This window comes from Pseudomonas sp. S04 (assembly GCF_009834545.1).
Lineage (GTDB): Bacteria > Pseudomonadota > Gammaproteobacteria > Pseudomonadales > Pseudomonadaceae > Aquipseudomonas.
Genome location: NZ_CP019427.1, coordinates 1,908,828 through 1,922,886 on the forward strand (window position 1 = coordinate 1,908,828; position 14,059 = coordinate 1,922,886).

Annotated in this window: 14 protein-coding genes and 4 tRNA genes; 12 read left to right on the top strand and 6 right to left on the bottom strand. The window is 59.1% G+C overall.

Going from position 1 to position 14,059, the window contains the following annotated elements:
* Positions 1-34 precede the first annotated feature (34 nt).
* On the bottom strand, positions 35-682 hold the full coding sequence (locus PspS04_RS08475) for a YceH family protein (RefSeq protein WP_159994579.1): 648 nt from the start codon (positions 680-682) through the stop codon (positions 35-37).
* Between the two features lie 129 nt (positions 683-811).
* Between PspS04_RS08475 and PspS04_RS08480 the strand changes: the two genes are divergently transcribed.
* Positions 812-1,321, top strand: a complete 510-nt coding sequence (locus tag PspS04_RS08480) for a DUF1993 domain-containing protein (protein ID WP_159994581.1) — start codon at positions 812-814, stop codon at positions 1,319-1,321.
* 65 nt (positions 1,322-1,386) lie between these two features.
* On the opposite strand, the gene sstT is transcribed toward PspS04_RS08480, so the two are convergent.
* Positions 1,387-2,619 (bottom strand): serine/threonine transporter SstT, encoded by a 1,233-nt coding sequence (sstT, locus tag PspS04_RS08485; protein ID WP_159994583.1) that lies wholly within the window; start codon positions 2,617-2,619, stop codon positions 1,387-1,389.
* Positions 2,620-2,920: 301 nt separating this feature from the next.
* Here sstT and PspS04_RS08490 point away from each other — a divergent pair, with 301 nt between their 5' ends.
* Positions 2,921-4,075, top strand: coding sequence for an MFS transporter (locus PspS04_RS08490; RefSeq protein ID WP_159994585.1), 1,155 nt, complete (start codon positions 2,921-2,923; stop codon positions 4,073-4,075).
* Positions 4,076-4,079: 4 nt separating this feature from the next.
* On the opposite strand, the gene nhaR is transcribed toward PspS04_RS08490, so the two are convergent.
* Entirely contained in the window at positions 4,080-4,976 is an 897-nt protein-coding gene (nhaR, locus tag PspS04_RS08495; protein WP_095167780.1) for a transcriptional activator NhaR, read from the bottom strand.
* A 133-nt stretch (positions 4,977-5,109) separates the two neighbouring features.
* Between nhaR and PspS04_RS08500 the strand changes: the two genes are divergently transcribed.
* Together PspS04_RS08500 and PspS04_RS08505 are read left to right on the top strand one after the other, a co-directional pair.
* Positions 5,110-5,361 carry a hypothetical protein gene (locus PspS04_RS08500; protein WP_095167782.1) on the top strand — a complete coding sequence of 84 codons (252 nt, stop codon included), beginning with the start codon at positions 5,110-5,112 and terminating at the stop codon, positions 5,359-5,361.
* A gap of 29 nt (positions 5,362-5,390) precedes the next feature.
* Positions 5,391-6,140, top strand: a complete 750-nt coding sequence (locus PspS04_RS08505; protein WP_159994587.1) for a TerC family protein — start codon at positions 5,391-5,393, stop codon at positions 6,138-6,140.
* A 74-nt stretch (positions 6,141-6,214) separates the two neighbouring features.
* On the opposite strand, the gene PspS04_RS08510 is transcribed toward PspS04_RS08505, so the two are convergent.
* Entirely contained in the window at positions 6,215-6,418 is a 204-nt protein-coding gene (locus PspS04_RS08510) for a hypothetical protein (protein ID WP_095167786.1), read from the bottom strand.
* 175 nt (positions 6,419-6,593) lie between these two features.
* On the opposite strand from PspS04_RS08510, the gene PspS04_RS08515 reads away from it, so the two are divergent.
* The gene (locus PspS04_RS08515) at positions 6,594-7,271 is read left to right on the top strand and encodes a hypothetical protein (RefSeq protein ID WP_095167788.1); all 678 of its coding nucleotides are present in this window, start codon (positions 6,594-6,596) and stop codon (positions 7,269-7,271) included.
* 39 nt (positions 7,272-7,310) lie between these two features.
* Here PspS04_RS08515 and pbpG read toward each other — a convergent pair whose 3' ends face one another.
* Both pbpG and folD read right to left on the bottom strand, forming a co-directional pair.
* On the bottom strand, positions 7,311-8,249 hold the full coding sequence (gene pbpG / locus PspS04_RS08520) for a D-alanyl-D-alanine endopeptidase (protein WP_159994589.1): 939 nt from the start codon (positions 8,247-8,249) through the stop codon (positions 7,311-7,313).
* 238 nt (positions 8,250-8,487) lie between these two features.
* The gene (gene folD, locus PspS04_RS08525; protein ID WP_095167791.1) at positions 8,488-9,342 is read right to left on the bottom strand and encodes a bifunctional methylenetetrahydrofolate dehydrogenase/methenyltetrahydrofolate cyclohydrolase FolD; all 855 of its coding nucleotides are present in this window, start codon (positions 9,340-9,342) and stop codon (positions 8,488-8,490) included.
* 276 nt (positions 9,343-9,618) lie between these two features.
* Here folD and PspS04_RS08530 point away from each other — a divergent pair.
* The 7 genes from PspS04_RS08530 (at position 9,619) to clpX (ending at position 13,938) form a co-directional block, all read left to right on the top strand.
* Positions 9,619-9,695: transfer RNA gene (locus PspS04_RS08530), tRNA-Arg, on the top strand.
* Positions 9,696-9,727: 32 nt separating this feature from the next.
* Positions 9,728-9,803: transfer RNA gene (locus PspS04_RS08535), tRNA-His, on the top strand.
* A gap of 57 nt (positions 9,804-9,860) precedes the next feature.
* Positions 9,861-9,945, top strand: a tRNA-Leu gene (locus tag PspS04_RS08540).
* A gap of 78 nt (positions 9,946-10,023) precedes the next feature.
* Positions 10,024-10,099, top strand: a tRNA-His gene (locus PspS04_RS08545).
* A gap of 404 nt (positions 10,100-10,503) precedes the next feature.
* Entirely contained in the window at positions 10,504-11,814 is a 1,311-nt protein-coding gene (gene tig, locus PspS04_RS08550) for a trigger factor (protein ID WP_095167793.1), read from the top strand.
* A 91-nt stretch (positions 11,815-11,905) separates the two neighbouring features.
* Positions 11,906-12,541 carry an ATP-dependent Clp endopeptidase proteolytic subunit ClpP gene (gene clpP / locus PspS04_RS08555; RefSeq protein WP_095167796.1) on the top strand — a complete coding sequence of 212 codons (636 nt, stop codon included), beginning with the start codon at positions 11,906-11,908 and terminating at the stop codon, positions 12,539-12,541.
* Between the two features lie 113 nt (positions 12,542-12,654).
* On the top strand, positions 12,655-13,938 hold the full coding sequence (gene clpX / locus PspS04_RS08560) for an ATP-dependent Clp protease ATP-binding subunit ClpX (RefSeq protein ID WP_095167797.1): 1,284 nt from the start codon (positions 12,655-12,657) through the stop codon (positions 13,936-13,938).
* Positions 13,939-14,059: the final 121 nt, after the last annotated feature.

The following is a 14,059-nucleotide window of genomic DNA, read 5'->3' on the forward strand; positions in this document are numbered from 1 at the left end:
AGGCGGCGGGGCAGGGTAGACGGGCCTGGCAGGGTTACTCGAGTCGGGCCAGGCGCTCTTCAAGCGCGGCAATTCGCGCTTCCAGCTCTTCAATGCGCTCCAGTGACACACCGCTGACGCTGCCGCGCTCCACCGGGTTCTGGCGCGCCGCGAGGATCGCTTCGATATCCGCCGGGTCGCCCAAGGCGTGCATGTAGCGGTCTTCACGCTGGCCCGCCTGGCGCGGGATGAGCAGCGCCAGGCCACGGGCGATCAGGCGTTCCAGTTGATGCACGACTTGCTCGGCATCTTCGAAGTCGTGCATGCGGCCGCTGCGGGTCAGCAGTTCGTTGACCGTCTGCGGACCTCTTAAAAACAACAGCCCGGTCAGGATCACCTGCGCCGGCACCAACTCCAGCGCCTTGTCCAGGCGATGCTCCCAGCGATCGGCGCGGCTGCCCATCACCAATCGGGTAAAACCGCGCCCTTCAAGTGCGCGCAGGCTTTGCCCGACCTGACCCTGGCTCAGGTTCATCACCGGTTCGCGGCTGGTTTTCTGGTTGCAGGCGATAACCACGGCATTGAGGGTCAGCGGGTAGGTTTCCGGGCTGGTGGCCTGCTTCTCGATCAAGCAACCGAGGATGCGCAGCTCGGTGCTGCTCAGGCGCAAGTCTTCGGTGGAGGTCTCTTGTTCTGTGCTCATCGCGCTTTCCCTATGCAGTCGAAGCCGTCTAGCCTAATCCTTGCACAGTAAAAGACAAGCCGCACGGCGCCTCAGGCATGGCTATAATCGCGCCATCCTTCACAGCCCCCACTCTCCAGCGAGACTGCCATGACTATTTCTCTGTACGCTGCATCCGTTCCGGTCTTCAAGCAAATGCTCAACGCCCTAAGCGATGTGCTGAACAAGGCCGAGGCCCATGCCACGGCCAAGAACATCGACCCTAATGCCCTGCTGCAGGCGCGCCTGTTCCCGGACATGTTCCCGCTGGTGCGTCAGGTGCAGATCGCCGTCGATTTCGCCAAGGGCGTTTCGGCCCGCCTGGCTGAAGTCGAGCTGCCGAAGTACGACGACAGCGAAGTGACCTTCGCCGAGCTGCAGGCGTTGATCGCCAAGGTCCTGGCCTTCATCGACGGCATCCAGCCTGCGCAGATCGATGGCAAGGAAGGTATCGAGATCGTTACCCGTCCAGGCACGCCTAAAGAGAAGCGCTTCAGCGGCCAGTCCTACCTGCTGACCTACGGCCTGCCGCAGTTCTTCTTCCACGTCACCACCACCTACGCGATCCTGCGTCACAACGGTGTGGAAGTCGGCAAGCGCGATTACATGGGCGCGTTCTAAACCCCAGCGCTACAAAAAAGCCCGCCCCGGTGTGAACCTGGGCGGGCTTTTTGTTGCGGCGGATTTTACACGGTCTGCTCGCTGTTGGTTTCCTCGGCCATACAGGCCGCAGCGGTGAAGAGCACGTCGGTGGAGGAGTTCAGCGCGGTTTCCGCCGAGTCCTGCAATACGCCGATGATGAAACCGACCGCTACCACTTGCATGGCGATTTCGCTGGGGATGCCGAACAGGCTGCAGGCCAGGGGAATCAGCAGCAGCGAGCCGCCGGCGACACCCGAGGCGCCACAGGCGCAAATGGCCGCGACAATGCTCAGCAGGATGGCAGTGGGGATGTCCACGGCAATGCCCAGGGTGTGCACAGCCGCCAGGGTCAGCACGGTGATGGTGATTGCCGCGCCGGCCATGTTGATGGTGGCGCCCAGCGGGATGGAGACCGAGTAGGTGTCTTCATGCAGGCCCAGGCGCTTGCTCAACTCCAGGTTGACTGGAATGTTGGCCGCCGAGCTGCGGGTAAAGAAGGCGGTGATCCCGCTTTCGCGCAGGCAGGTCAATACCAGCGGGTAAGGGTTGCGGCGCAGTTTCCAGTAGACGATGGCTGGGTTCATCACCAGTGCCACGAACAGCATGCAGCCTAGCAGCACGGCCAGCAGGTGCAGGTAGCCGACCAGCGCGCCGAAGCCCGAGGTGGCCAGGGTCGAGGCCACCAGGCCAAAAATCCCCAGCGGCGCAAATCGGATCACCAGGCGCACGATCAGGGTCACCCCGTTGGACAGGTCGCCCAGCACGGTGCGGGTGGTTTCGCCGGCGTGGCGGATAGCCACGCCCATGCCAATGGCCCAGGCCAGGATGCCGATGAAGTTGGCGTTCATCAGAGCGCTGACCGGGTTGTCGACCACGCTCAGCAGCAGGCTTTGCAGGACCTCGGTGATCCCGCCGGGGGCGGTGATCGCCACATCATGGGTCGCCAGTACCAGGTTCGACGGGAACAGGGTGCTGGCCACCACCGCAACCACGGCCGCGGCAAAGGTGCCCAGCAGGTAGAGGAAGAGGATCGGGCGGATGTGGGTTTCCTGGCCGTGCTTGTGGTTGGCAATCGAGGCCATGACCAGCACGAACACCAGGATTGGGGCGACGGCCTTGAGCGCCGAGACAAACACCTTGCCGATGAACGCGGTGGACTTCGCCGCATCAGGCGCAAGCAGGGCCAGGGCAATCCCGGCGATCAGGCCGATGACAATCTGGGTGACCAGGCTGGTGCGTTTGAGTCTTTGCAAAAGAGTAGGCGGGGCAGCAGTCATAGCGGTATCTCTGATTTTTTTAGGGTGCCGTGAATCCATGTGGGGCCACCAGCAACAAACGGGCAGGCTGGCGGAACCGGCAGGCAACGCGAACTGTCCAGTCTTTCGCGGGCGCGGACTTTAGCACAGCGTAGGCCGTATCCCGCAGACCTGTGACGATCTGACGCCAGCCTGGAAGGCGGTTCTGCACGTGTTGCTGCGGTACGGGGACGCATTCTGTTAAGATTCGCCATCCTTTTTTTCATCTCTGTGCAGTGGGCCCTCGGGCTATCGCTGGCGTTGTCGTTTTCTGGAGTTTTCCATGCTGTTGCCCATCCTGCTGTTGTCAGCCGCCGGATTTACCGTGCTGACCACGGAATTTGTCATTGTCGGGCTGTTGCCCTCGATTGCCCGCGACCTTGAGGTCAGCGTTTCCCAGGCGGGGCTGCTGGTGACCCTGTTCGCATTTACCGTCGCCGCCTTTGGTCCGTTCCTGACCGCGTACTGCGCGCGGTTCGAGCGTCGTCGACTGTTTATCAGCGTGCTGATTCTGTTCGGCCTGGCCAATACCCTGGCGGCCTTGGCGCCCAACATCGGGGTGATGGCCCTGGCACGGCTGATACCGGCCCTGGGGTTGCCGGTGTTCTGGGCGCTGGCCAGCGAAACGGCGGTGGACATTGTCGGGCCGCAGTACGCCGGCCGGGCGATTGCCAAGATCGGCTTCGGGATCGTCTGCGCCACGGTGTTCGGCATCCCCGTGGGCACGCTGATCTCGGATGCATTTGGCTGGCGCAGTGCGTTCGCTATCCTCGCGGTGATTGCCTTCGCCAAGGCCTTGCTGCTGTTTATCTACCTGCCCCGCACCGATCTGCACCAGCAACAGGTGAGCTTGCGCGCGCAGTTCAAGATCCTGCGCAGCCCGTTGATGCAAGGCCATGTGCTGTTGTCGATCCTGGTGTTCAGCGGCATGTTCACTGCCTACACCTACCTGGCGGATATTCTTGAGCGCCTGGCCGGCTTCAACGGCACGCTGGTGGGCTGGTGCCTGATGGGCTTCGGTGCAGTCGGCCTGATCGGCAATTCGCTGGGTGGGCGCATGGTCGACCGCCATCCGTTGATCGCGTCCATGGTGTTTTGTGGCTTCATGGTCGGCGGCATGGTGGCACTGGTGCCGAGTATCCACTCGACACTCGGGCTGGCGGCGGCGATGGGCGTGTGGGGCGTGACCCAGGCGGCGTTGTTCCTGGTCAGCCATGTGCGCCTGATGAAGGCCGCACCCCAGGCCCCAGCCTTCGCTGCGTCACTGAACATCGCCGGGGCCAACCTGGGGATCGGCCTGGGTGCGCTGGTGGGCGGGCGGGTGATCGACACTCTGGGCCTGGGTAGCCTGGGCTTTGCCGCGGCCGGGTTCATTATGTTGTCGATCGTGCTGGCCCTGCTGCTGATGAAGTTCAAGGCGCCGGTGGCCTGCGCCTGAAGCCCTAGAGACTGGTGAACAGCTCGCGCCCCCCTTCGGTGATGGCGACGATGCCCGGGTGCTTGACCTTGCGCTCCACTGAAATGGCGTAAAACGACTCCGTCACCGCATCGGTCTGGCCGATCAACTGCACGCCGTACTGGCGCCGGACCTCATCGGCGATCACGCTGGGGCCGATAAAAATCCCGCTGCCGGATTGACCAAACGCCTGCATCAGGGCGCTGTCATCAAACTCGCCGACAATCCGCGGCTGGATTTTCTGCTCGGCGAACCAGCGTTGCAAACGACTGCGCACCACGGTTTCCTGGCCGGGAATCAGCAACGGGGCGCCGTGCAGGCAATGGGGGAAGTCGCTGCCGTAGCGTTGCGCCAGCTCCCGGGTGGCAAAAAAACTGATGCCACATTCACCGAGTTTCTGGCTGTAGCCCTTGATGTCCAGGTGCGAGGGCATGGGGCTGTCGGAAATCACCAGGTCCAGGCGCTGGATCGCCAGGTCGGCCAGCAGACGCTCCAGCTTGTCCTCACGGCAAGTGATGCGCAGCGGCTCGGTCAACTCCATGGTGGGCGCGATCAGGCGATAGACGATGGACTTGGGCACTACGTCCGCGACGCCGACTCGAAACACGATCTGCTGTTCATTGGGCTGGGCCCGCAGCAGGGCTTCCAGTTCACCTCCCAACTGAAACATCTGCTCGGCGTAGGGCAGGGCCTGGCGGCCGGCCTCGGTCAACTCCAGTTGACGCCCGACCCGGCGAAACAGCTCGATGCCATAGGTCTGTTCGAGCAGGCTGATCTGGCCGCTGATGGTCTGTGGCGTGAGGTTCAGTTGCTCGCACGCACGCACGATGCTGCCGGTCTTGGCCACGACCCAGAAGTAATGCAATTGCCGATAATTGAGCATGACGAGCGCCGATTCGTAAAAACCGAAGTATAGACGCTAAAAATACGAATTTTCCTGAAGTGTCAGTCTCCTTAGAATGCCTCGCTATCGACGGGCCGCTGTTACGGCCGTCTCTGTTCTAACGAGGAAAACCATGAAGACCTTCAAGACCCTGACGGCAGCGTCCGTACTGGCCGTTTCCGCACTGCTGTTGACGGGCTGTGACCAGGCTGAAAAAAGTGCCCAGCAATTGATGGGCAAGGCGGCCGAGTCGGCCAAGCTGGCGATCGACGAGACCCACAAGGCGGCGGAACAGGCGCTGAGCGATGCCACCGGCAATATCATCGGCAAAAAAGACAGCCCGGCCGATAGCGATAAAGAACAAAGTTCGTCGCAGGAAATCTAATCCGTTTAACACCGAGTCAGGACTGACCCATGGAATACCTTTTACAACTTGCTGCAAGCCCCACTGCCTGGGTCGCCCTGGCTACCCTGATCGTCATGGAAATCGTACTCGGCATCGATAACCTGATCTTCATCTCGATCCTGACCAACAAACTGCCCGAGCAACATCGGGCCAAGGCGCGCCGAATCGGTATCAGCATGGCCTTGGTGCTGCGCCTGGGTCTGTTGAGCACCATCGCCTTCATCGTGCAGTTGACTGCGCCGGTGATCGAGGTGCTAGGCCACGCGTTCTCCTGGAAAGACATGATCCTGATCGCCGGTGGCCTGTTCCTGTTGTGGAAGGCCACCACGGAAATCCACCACAGCATGGACCCGGCGCCGGATGATCCGACGTCGAAAACCTCGGGTGTGACCTTGGGTTTTGCCGCGGCTATCGGCCAGATCCTGATGCTCGACCTGGTGTTCTCTATCGACAGCATCATCACCGCCGTCGGCATGACCGAGCATTTGCCGATCATGATCATCGCGGTGCTGGTGTCGGTGTTGGTGATGTTGTTGGCGGCTGAGCCTCTGGCCAAGTTCATCAATGACAACCCGACCGTGGTAATGCTGGCCCTGGGCTTCCTGATCATGATCGGCATGACCCTGATCGCCGAAGGTTTTGGCGCCCACGTACCAAAAGGCTACGTCTATGCGGCAATGGCGTTCTCGGCGGCAATCGAGGTGCTGAACATGCTGTCGCGTAAAGCTCGGCAGAAGAAGCTGGCCCAACAGGCGTAACGTCTGAAGGCAACAATCAACGGTCGTCTGCACCCAGGGTACAGGCGGCCGTTTTGTTTTATGGGGGGGAGCGCTCAATGGGCAGAGGCGTGGGGTTGCTCGGGTTTGTGCTCTGGCGTCGGGGTTTGCGGCGCACGGTAGGCGTGGTGATGCCGGCGGGTTATGCGCAATACGCCCCACAGCATGGCCGCCGCTACGGCTAGCCAGCCAATGATCAGCAGCGCAACGGTGGTGATCAGGCTCATCAGTGCCTCCTCTTTGCCCTGCATCGGGCACATGCTTCTCGCAGGTGTCAGTCTAGCCGCTGTGATGTTGCAGGCTATTGACCAATGGTCGTGAGTCACCAACCAGTTTGCTCTATCAGCCGCAGCCGACTGCCGTTTAAGGCTATACCGCTGCTATGATCAGGGGCGAAGCCGGGACGCTGACGCCTGGCACCTGAACAAGTGAGTGATGATGTTGCCGGTACTTCCTCGATTTCGCTTTGCCTTGCTGGCTACCGCCTGCGTCTTGAGCCTGGCCGGGTGTGCCGGGAGTGTGCAGCCGGAAATCAAACGCCTGCCCGAGCGTGTCGAGCTCAGTGGCCGCTTCTATCGGGGCGACGCCTATCAGGGCGGCCCGCAGACCCTGGCCAGCCTGCTGTCGCAGCAGGGCGTGACGATTACCCCGGGATTGCTGGAAAAACCCTTGCGATTGCCCGGCGCCGAGGCGCAGTTGCAGCACAATATGCAGAAACTGGCCCGTGAATACGGGATGGTGGTCTATCCGCTGGACAGCAACCTGCCGGCACTGTTGACCCAGGTGGCCGCGGGTTACCCGGTGTGGCTGCGCTACACCGAGGGTTCGGCATTCTGGAAAGAGCCGCGGTATGCCTTGCTTGCCGGCTACAACCAACAGAAACAAACGGTGTTGCTGCGCTCAGGCCTGGAAAAGCGCCTGTTGATGGACTTCAAGTCCTTTGAGTCGGCTTTCCAAAGTGCAGGTGGCTGGGCGGTGCTGGTACAGGCACCGACGCAGATACCGGCCAAGGTTGATCGCCAGCGCTGGCTGCAGGCGGCCAATGAGCTCAGCCAGGCAGGGCGCGAAGAGGCGGCTGCCCAAGCGACCCAGGCATTGAATAGCCAAAAATGAAATACGGCGCCCTTGGGCGCCGTTTTACTGTGGGGCGGATCAATCCGCCGTTTGTGCCACACCGCTCTGGCGGCTCTTGAGGTTCTTGTCGGCCTTGTACTGCAAGGCTACTGCAGGTACCGCGCTGCTCTTGCCGGTTTCGACCCATTGGCGGATCCGGCTGGCGTCGGCGAAGTGCGTGTACTTGCCGAAGGCATCGAGGATCACCAGCGAAACCGGGCGACCACCCATTCGGGTAATCAGTACCAGGCAATGGCCGGCCTGGTTGGTAAACCCGGTCTTGGTCAGCTGGATGTCCCAATTATCCTTGCGCACCAGGTGATCGGTGTTGTGAAAGCCCAGGGTGTAGTTGGGCTTGCGGAACGCCACGGTTTTTTCCTTGGTGGTGCTCAATTCGCTCAGTAGTGGGTACTTGCGTGCCGCCTGCACCAGTTTGCTCAGGTCGCGGGCGGTGGAGACGTTGCTGGTCGACAGGCCGGTGGGCTCGACATAGTGGGTGCTGGTCATGCCCAGCGCCTTGGCCTTGGCGTTCATGGCTGCGATAAAGGCCACATAGCCGCCCGGGTAGTGGTGAGCCAGGCTCGCGGCGGCGCGGTTTTCCGAGGACATCAGGGTAATCAGCAGCATTTCCCTGCGTGGCAGCTCACTACCAATCTTGACCCGCGAGAACACGCCTTTCATTTCCGGGGTGTCGCTGATCGACACGGAAATGTATTCCTCCATGTTCTGTTTGGCTTCCAGCACCACCAGGCCGGTCATCAACTTGGTGACCGAGGCGATGGGTACCACTACGTCCGGGTTGCTGGCGTAGATCAGCTTGTTGGTCTGCAGGTCGATCAGCATCGCGCTGCCGGAGGCAATATGCAGTTTCGAGGTGTCGCGAGGTACTGCGGTGGTTTCTGCCGCGTTGACGCTCGGCGTCAAGACGGTGCCTGAAAATGCCAAAAAGAGACTCAGGATAGAAAGACGGATTTTCACGCGAGTGGACTCGATAAATGTGGGTATGCCGTTGTGCAACGGGCTTTTTCCAGAAAAACGTTACATTTTATGAGCGTAGCTGAGGAACTGTCGAATGTTCTTCGCTGAGCAGCGCAAAGCCCTTGTTTTCGAGTAAAAAACAGGGCTTTTCGACGAGTAGCCGCTGGCGGTACCCATAAACGACAAACCCCGCCAAAGGGCGGGGTTTGCATTTTGAAACACCAGCTCGAGCCCAGAGTTACCCGTGCAGGGTTTCCGCGGCATACAGGGTGTTTTCCAGCAGGCAGGCACGGGTCATCGGGCCGACGCCGCCTGGCACCGGGGTGATCCAGCCAGCGCGGGGCAGGGCGGTTTCGTAGATCACGTCGCCGACCAGCTTGCCGTCGTCCTGGCGGTTGATGCCGACGTCGATCACGATCGCCCCTTCCTTGATCCACTCGCCCTTGACCAGGCCCGGCTTGCCGGCGGCCACTACCACCAGGTCGGCGCGGCCGACGTGGCCGGCCAGGTCCTTGGTGAAGCGGTGGGTCACGGTCACGGTGCAGCCGGCCAGCAGCAGTTCCATCGCCATCGGGCGACCGACAATGTTGGATGCGCCGACAATCACCGCGTCCATCCCGTAGAGATCGGCCCCAGTGCTTTCCAGCAGGGTCATGATGCCTTTAGGAGTGCACGGGCGCAGCAGGGGGATGCGCTGGGCCAGGCGGCCGACGTTGTAAGGGTGGAAACCGTCGACGTCTTTGTCCGGGCGAATGCGCTCCAGCAGTTTGGAGGCGTCCAGGTGTTCCGGCAGGGGCAGTTGCAGCAGTACGCCGTCGATGTTCGGGTCTTCATTGAGACGGTCGATCAGGTCGGTCAGGGCTTGCTGGGTGGTGTCAGCGGGCAGGTCGTAGGCTTGGGAGAGGAAGCCGACCTCTTCACAGTCTTTACGCTTGTGCGAGACATAAACTTGAGAGGCGGGATCGCTGCCGACCAGGATCACCGCGAGGCCTGGCGTGCGCAGACCTTGCTGGCGACGCTCGGCAACACGTTTGGCGATCTGCTGGCGCAGGCTGGCGGCGATTGATTTGCCGTCGATTAGTTGTGCAGTCATTGCGCGTGATTAACCATCGAGAGGGGGAAGAAAAGAGAGCGCATTCTCGCATGCCAGGACGTGAGGGCAAAGGCGCTTGGTCTGCAAATTCCCCTAAGCCCTTTAATTAAATGAATTTTTCTCAAAAATCATTTGACGACCTGTAGGTGGCTCTATACTATTCGTCGCACTTGTCGGGCACAGCCTAGCACTGGTTAGGAAGGTCGAGCGGAATCAACATTCTGCAAGACTGGAAAGCACTTAGTTTGTAGTCCTCCAAGAGTACAGATTAATAAGGCGCCCGTAGCTCAGCTGGATAGAGCATCCGCCTTCTAAGCGGATGGTCGCAGGTTCGAGTCCTGCCGGGTGCGCCATTAGGCAGCTTTGGCACAAGTAACGCGATATGGTGGGCGTAGCTCAGTTGGTAGAGCACGGGATTGTGACTCCCGTTGTCGTGGGTTCGATCCCCATCGTCCACCCCATATTTCGAAAGGCGCCCGATTAACAGTCTGGCGCCTTTGCTTTAAAGGCTTCAACTCGCGGATGTGGTGGAATTGGTAGACACACTGGATTTAGGTTCCAGCGCCGCGAGGCGTAAGAGTTCGAGTCTCTTCATCCGCACCAAATAAAGCTTCATTCATGTCGGTTGGCATGGGCGGGGTTCAACGAAGAAGTGATTTGGCTTCTTTGTTACGCAATATGGTGGGCGTAGCTCAGTTGGTAGAGCACGGGATTGTGACTCCCGTTGTCGTGGGTTCGATCCCCATCGTCCACCCCATATTTCGAAAGGCGCCAGATTTAACAGTCTGGCGCCTTTTTTGTTTTTGCTGGCTAGAAAGTTCAGCGGCTGCAGGTACTGGGCCGCAGTGGCAGGGCGTTTCGTCGTATTTGTGTTTCTCGATGATGCTGCGCTGCCCGCTGTTCCTGCTCGCAGGATCGGCTGTCGGGGTCATGCCCAGTCGCCTCTTCTATATAAAGGAAGGGTTGGCGCAGAGCCCTGGCGTGATTGGCTGTATTTGCCATGGGGGCGAGGTGCTTTGGTGTATCCGCCCTTATAAATTGCCTGCTGCTTTTTTACCCGTTCTCAGTAGGGTGACTTCTTGAGTTTGACCCACTAGAATGCATGCCCTTGATTCTGGGGTCGGAAACGGCCGGCTAACGTCTGTGCAACGAGGAATATCCATGCAAGTTTCTGTTGAAAATACTTCTGCTCTTGAGCGCCGCATGAGCGTCACCGTGCCGGCTGAGCGCATCGAGACTCAGGTCAACAAGCGTCTGCAGCAGACTGCCCAAAAGGCCAAGATTGCTGGCTTCCGTCCAGGCAAAGTGCCAATGAGCGAAATCAAGCGCCGTTTCGGTGCTGATGCTCGCCAGGAAGCTGTAGGCGACGTGATCCAGTCCTCCTTCTACGAAGCTGTGGTTGAGCAGAAGCTGAACCCGGCAGGTTCGCCATCGATCGAGCCAAAATCGCTCGAAGCTGGCAAGGACCTGGAATACGTTGCTGTGTTCGAAGTGTTCCCTGAGTTCACCGTTGCCGGTTTCGAATCCATCGCAGTCGAGCGCCTGAGCGCTGACGTGGCGGACGCTGATCTGGACAAGATGCTGGACATCCTGCGCAAGCAGAACGTGCGTTACGAAGCAGTCGATCGCGCTGCCCAGAACGATGACCAACTGAACATCGATTTCGTTGGCAAGGTTGACGGCGAAGTGTTTGCCGGTGGTTCCGCCAAGGGTACTCAGCTGGTGCTGGGCTCTGGCCGCATGATCCCGGGCTTCGAAGAAGGCCTGGTAGGCGCCAAGGCGGGCGAAGAGCGCGTTCTGAACCTGACCTTCCCGGAAAACTACCAGAACCTGGACCTGGCTAACAAAGCAGCCGAGTTCACCGTGACCGTGAACACTGTTTCCGAGCCGAAACTGCCTGAATTGACCGAAGAATTCTTCGCCCAGTTCGGTATCAAAGAGTCTGGCATCGACGGTTTCCGCGCCGAAGTTCGTAAGAACATGGAGCGCGAGCTGCGTCAGGCGATCAAATCCAAGGTCAAGAATCAGGTAATGGACGGTCTGCTGGCCGCCAACCCGATCGAAGTGCCTAAGGCCCTGCTGGAGAACGAAGTGAACCGTCTGCGCGTGCAGGCTGTTCAGCAGTTCGGTGGCAACATCAAGCCTGATCAACTGCCTGCCGAGCTGTTCGAAGAACAAGCCAAGCGTCGCGTTGTGCTGGGTCTGGTCGTGGCTGAAGTGGTCAAGCAATTCGACCTCAAGCCTGACGAAAACCGCGTACGTGAACTGATCCAGGAAATGGCTTCGGCCTACCAGGAGCCAGAAGCAGTAGTGTCCTGGTACTACAAAAACGACGAGCAGCTGAACGAAGTTCGTTCGGTTGTGCTGGAAGAGCAAGTTGTGGATACTGTTCTGCAGAAAGCTAGCGTGACCGACAAATCGGTCTCTTACGAAGAAGCGGTCAAGCCGGTAGAAGCTCCACAAGCCGACTGATTGTTTTTGCGTTAGAAGCACACACATAAGCCAGCCTTCGAGCTGGCTTATGCGTATTCAAGACATAACTATTTGGGAGTGACTGCAGAGCATGTTCCGTAATTCGTATATTCAGCAGAACTCTGATATCCAGGCCGCAGGCGGCCTGGTCCCGATGGTTGTCGAGCAGTCTGCTCGTGGCGAACGCGCCTATGACATCTACTCGCGCCTCCTCAAGGAGCGGGTGATTTTTCTGGTTGGTCCGGTAGAGGACTACATGGCCAACCTGATCTGTGCGCAGCTGCTGTTCCTTGAAGCGGAAAACCCGGACAAGGACATCCATCTCTATATCAACTCCCCGGGCGGTTCGGTGACAGCGGGCATGTCGATCTACGACACCATGCAGTTCATCAAGCCAAACGTGTCGACTACCTGTATCGGTCAAGCGTGCAGCATGGGTGCATTCCTGCTGACGGCCGGTGCTGCCGGCAAGCGTTATTGCCTGCCGAACTCGCGTGTGATGATTCACCAGCCACTGGGTGGTTTCCAGGGCCAGGCCTCGGATATCGAAATCCATGCCAAGGAAATCCTCTTCATCCGTGAGCGTCTCAATACGCTGATGGCCAAGCATAGCGGGCACACGCTGGAAGAAATCGAGCGTGACACCAACCGCGATAACTTCATGAGTGCAGAAGCCGCGCGTGAGTACGGCCTGATCGACGAAGTGATCGCCCAGCGCCCAGCTTAAAAATAAGCAGCTCAAAATAGGCTTGGTGGGCTGGTCTGATCACCGGCGGGCTTGAAAAAGCCCGCAATAGCCTTCATCTTGTGTTGCAAGCCTATCGGATTTGGATCGAACGAATGACTGACACCCGCAACGGCGAGGACAACGGCAAGCTGCTCTATTGCTCCTTCTGTGGCAAAAGCCAGCATGAAGTGCGCAAATTGATTGCCGGCCCCTCGGTCTTTATCTGCGACGAGTGCGTCGACCTGTGCAATGACATCATCCGTGAGGAGGTGCAGGAAGCCCAGGCCGAGAGCAGCGCGCATAAATTGCCTTCGCCTAAAGAAATCAGCGGCATCCTTGATCAATATGTGATTGGTCAAGAACGTGCGAAAAAGGTTCTGGCCGTAGCGGTATACAACCACTACAAGCGCCTGAACCAGCGTGACAAGAAGAATGACGACGTCGAACTCGGCAAGAGCAACATCTTGCTGATCGGCCCGACAGGCTCGGGTAAAACCCTGCTTGCCGAAACCCTGGCTCGTCTGCTGAATGTACCGTTCACCATCGCTGACGCGACCACCCTCACCGAGGCGGGTTACGTAGGCGAAGATGTCGAGAACATCATTCAGAAGTTGCTGCAGAAGTGCGATTACGACGTAGAGAAAGCTCAAATGGGCATCGTCTACATCGATGAAATCGACAAGATTTCGCGCAAGTCTGACAACCCGTCCATCACCCGGGATGTTTCCGGTGAAGGCGTGCAGCAAGCCTTGCTCAAGTTGATCGAAGGCACGGTCGCTTCCGTTCCACCACAAGGTGGTCGCAAGCATCCGCAGCAGGAATTCCTGCAGGTCGACACTCGTAACATCCTGTTCATCTGCGGTGGTGCGTTCTCCGGTCTGGAAAAGGTTATTCAAAACCGTTCCACCAAGGGCGGCATCGGTTTCAACGCAGAAGTTCGCAGCAAGGAAGAAGGCAAGAAGGTGGGTGAGTCCCTGCGTGAAGTCGAGCCTGACGATCTGGTCAAGTTCGGTCTGATCCCGGAATTCGTTGGCCGTCTGCCGGTGCTGGCGACGCTGGACGAGCTCGACGAGGCTGCTTTGATGCAGATTCTCACCGAGCCGAAAAATGCTCTGACCAAACAGTATGCCAAGCTGTTCGAGATGGAAGGCGTTGATCTGGAGTTCCGCTCCGACGCCCTGAAATCGGTCGCCAAACGTGCCCTGGAACGCAAGACCGGTGCCCGTGGATTGCGCTCGATCCTCGAAGGTGTACTGCTCGACACTATGTACGAAATCCCCTCGCAGTCCGAGGTGAGTAAAGTAGTGATCGATGAAAGCGTTATAGAAGGCAAGTCCAAGCCACTGTATATCTATGAAAACAGTGAGCCGGCTGCCAAGGCAGCGCCAGACGCGTAAGCGTCGCACTGCTGGATAAAGAAGGGGCCTTCGGGCCCCTTTGCTTTTGTACAGGCTGTTGCCGGCTGCGATCTTTATCGAGCGCTGCTAATCAGCTTGTTTTTTTGCAAGGCAGCCCCCA